The 3,634-nt window shown below is 33.6% G+C and carries 4 protein-coding genes; all 4 read left to right on the top strand.

Annotated elements, in window-relative coordinates:
• Window positions 1-351: 351 nt before the first annotated feature.
• On the top strand, window positions 352-801 hold the full coding sequence (locus tag FPG59_RS14775; RefSeq protein WP_086455330.1) for a MarR family winged helix-turn-helix transcriptional regulator: 450 nt from the start codon (window positions 352-354) through the stop codon (window positions 799-801).
• Window positions 791-2,122 (top strand): serine hydrolase, encoded by a 1,332-nt coding sequence (locus FPG59_RS14770; RefSeq protein WP_086455329.1) that lies wholly within the window; start codon window positions 791-793, stop codon window positions 2,120-2,122. Before FPG59_RS14775 ends, FPG59_RS14770 begins: the two co-directional genes overlap by 11 nt.
• A gap of 307 nt (window positions 2,123-2,429) precedes the next feature.
• Window positions 2,430-2,921, top strand: coding sequence for a hypothetical protein (locus FPG59_RS14765; protein ID WP_086455328.1), 492 nt, complete (start codon window positions 2,430-2,432; stop codon window positions 2,919-2,921).
• A gap of 2 nt (window positions 2,922-2,923) precedes the next feature.
• The coding region (locus FPG59_RS14760; RefSeq protein WP_140344683.1) for a hypothetical protein at window positions 2,924-3,634 on the top strand (711 nt) is incomplete at its 3' end.

The raw sequence follows: 3,634 nt of genomic DNA, 5'->3' as shown, positions 1-3,634 counted from the left end.
GCCCATCTATTGGTAATCTCGTTGGTTTTTATTCTTATAGGTACTCTTGAAATGATTGAATTTGAATAAAAAAGAAGGAATAAAATTTTAACTTCAATTTGTTTTCTTACCTAGGCGATATACTACAGAAGAAATTTTTTGAAAGTTTTCCAAAGCTAAGTTTTCGATTGGGAAATCCTACTCCAACTTGCAATTATTAGTGGTTTCAGAACACGTTTCAAACCAGCCAATCAATTTATTATAAAAACATTACAAAGCAAACCCATTTAAAATTTCAAAAAATAAATATTTTTCAAAAAAAATAATTAATTATTTGATATATCAATTATATTTGTATCAAATAGCAAACAAATGAAAAATACAAATCCCACAGGTACGGTACTTTACACCTTAGAGCAAACAATAAAAGAATACCGAAAAATGGCTCAAAAAAATATAAGCTCCATAGTACATGATATCACCGTTGACCAATGTTTGGTGCTCATTATTCTTCACAAAAACCCTCAGTATTCCCAAAAAGAAGTAGCAGAAATGATTTTTAAAGACAATGCTTCTGTAACAAGAATTATTGATTTGATGGTAAAAAAGGACTACATCAGTCGGAAAATTCATGAGACGGACAGACGCAAATTCAATCTTGAAATTACAATAAAAGGAATTGAAACCATTACACTACTTACTCCAACCATACAAAAAAATAGAACAGATGCTCTAGCCGGATTGTCTGAAAATGAAATAATTCTTCTGGACCAACTATTAACTAAAGTATTAATCAACTGTAAAACGGATCATGAAAAATAGAAATCAAATTGGTATAAGTCTCGTAGTGCTCCTATTCACAATTTTACCAACGGTTCTTTTTTGTCAAAAAAACACAGCTGCAGCTATTGAAAAATATATGCAAGCACAGCATGATATCAATCAGTTTAGCGGTACTGTTTTAGTATCAAAAAACGATACTGTACTTTTCAAAAAAGCTTATGGTTTTGCTGATTACGAACAAAAAATTAAAAACACGATTGACACTAAATTCCAATTGGCATCGGTTACGAAACAATTTACTGCGGCGGCCATCCTTCAATTGGTACAGGATGGTAAATTATCTCTGAATGATCCCCTAAGTCGTTTCATACCTGATTACCCCAAAGCAGATCAGGTTACCATACACATGCTGTTGTCTCATTCGTCTGGACTTGCAATGGGTTTCAAAAATATTGCAACAAGTACCATGTCTGCTGATTCAGCCTACAACGAAATTAAAAAAATGCCCTATGAATTTGAACCCAGCACAAACACAGCCTACAGCAATATTGGCTATTATTTGTTAGCTAAAATTATAGAATCTGTTTCTGGCGAAAAGTACAGTACCTATCTTCAAAAACATGTATTTGAAAAAGCAGGTATGTACAACTCTGGTGTAATTAGGAATGATGCATTAATTCCTAACAAAGCAAAAAATTATATCAAAGAACAAGATCGCTATGTTAGCAACCCTTATATCAATTGGGACATCAACTATGGTCATGATGGTGTTTATGCAACTGTTGAAGATTTGGCTCTTTGGGACAAAGCTCTTTATGGCACAAGCCTTTTATCCGAAAAAATGAAACAACTAATGTTTACACCTTACAATACACAAAATTGGGGATATGGTTTTGTAATCAATCCATTTTACAATCACGGTCATGAACTGATTGCGCATGACGGTGGCTTTTTTGGAGCTATGACATCCTTCAACCGGTTTACAAAAGATCGCGTTTTGGTCACTGTGCTTTCCAATAATGAATCTCTTTCACATATCATTGCCTACGGACTTTCGGCGATGGTTTTTCAAAAAGAAGTTACACTACCCTACAAACACAAAAAAATAAAGGTAAACCAATCCATTTATAATCAATACACAGGGCAATTTGGCACAATTGAAATCTTAAAAATGGGTGCCAAACTTTATTACAACAGTATGGAACTTGAACTTTTCCCTGAATCAAAAACAAAATTTTTTAGATCAGATGACAATGACAGAACAGTAGAATTTATAGCTAACGAAAATGGCAATTACAATTCGATTGTGGTCACAAAAGGAGGTGTAAAAGAAATCTTCACAAAAAATAACCCAAACTAACAACTTTAAAGAACAAAAAATTAAGGTTTCGAAAATCAAGGAAAATGCAACACTTGGTTATATTATTTGGAAATACAATGACAAGAAATTAGATACTATTTTTCTGTTTGGTGCCAGTAAAACCGAATTTTTGAACTTACTTGTTTACACCAAACTGTGGGAAGAAAAAGAAAAAATCGCTTTTTTAGAAAACCTCTTTGAATTAAACCAATAGATTTCTGATTGCTAATTCCTTATGAACCTAAATTTAACCAAAAGGTAACGCAACCAAAAAAGCCTTTAGTTATCTTTAAGGAAACATTTGACTATGAAAAAAACAGTACTTCTATTGCTGGGTTCAATTTTGTTTGTTTCCTGCTGGCCAACAACCGATCCCAATGACTTTCCGAGACAAGAATACCAACCTGTAATTATTACTCGGAGCGCCCTAGAAACTTCGATCGTTTTTCAAAACACACAGCCCATTGTTAAATCAGGAAAAATTTACATTAAAGGAGATTTAATGTTTATTAATGATGTCAACAAAGGTTTTCATGTTTACGATTATGCAAATCCAAGTAAACCAGAACGACTCTATTTTATAAAGGCGCCAGGAGCCACTGATTTAGCCATCAAAGGCAATACGCTGTACATTAATCAAGCTGTAGATTTAGTCACCGCCACGTTCGATCCAACGACAAAAATTTTTAAGGTTACCAACCGAAATAAAAATGTTTTTCCGCAAAAGCAAGCACCAAACGGGACATTTGGCTACACAAAAGACAATGAAATTATAATTGACTGGAATTTAAAAAAATAATCATGAAAAAAATTATATTCTTCTTCCTATTGATAGTTACAATCGGTTGTTCTAACAGTGATAGCGCATCAAACGATAGCACCGGACAAGGCGGTTCCCTTGCTGTTTTTGCCTTAAAAGGCAATTATCTATATAGCGTAGACCACATGAAATTAAATGTATTTTCGTTAATAGACGGCGAAAAACCAGTGAAAGTGAACGATATTCCTATTGGCTTTGACATCGAAACGCTGTTCTCTTATGGAGACAACTTATTTATTGGTTCCAGAAATGGAATGTTTATTTATTCTATTAGCAATCCTGAAAACCCAGCCAAATTATCAAGTGTACGACACTTTACCGCTTGCGACCCTGTCATTGCCAATAGCACACATTCCTATGTAACATTGAACTCAAACACTACTTGTGGCAATAACATCAACGTTTTGCAAGTTTACGACACTAAGGATCTTAAAAACCCCAAATTAATTCACAGTCGAAATCTCATGCAACCTAAAGGAATTGGGTTTTATACTGCAAAATACCTATTGGTTTGCGACGATGTAATAAAAATATTTAATATCGAAAATCCGGTAGAACCGGTTTTGGTTCACTCAATCGAAAAAAATTGTTTTGATGTAATTATTCGAGACAATACCTTATTTGCAATTGGAAACAAAGGGGTTTACCGCTATAAAATGAATCCGAACGATATCAAAGACATACAACTAGAG

Source organism: Flavobacterium sp. FPG59 (genome assembly GCF_002150205.1).
Lineage (GTDB): Bacteria > Bacteroidota > Bacteroidia > Flavobacteriales > Flavobacteriaceae > Flavobacterium.
The sequence above is the reverse complement of the archived record's forward strand: the minus strand, read 5'-3'. Positions and strand labels throughout refer to the sequence as shown.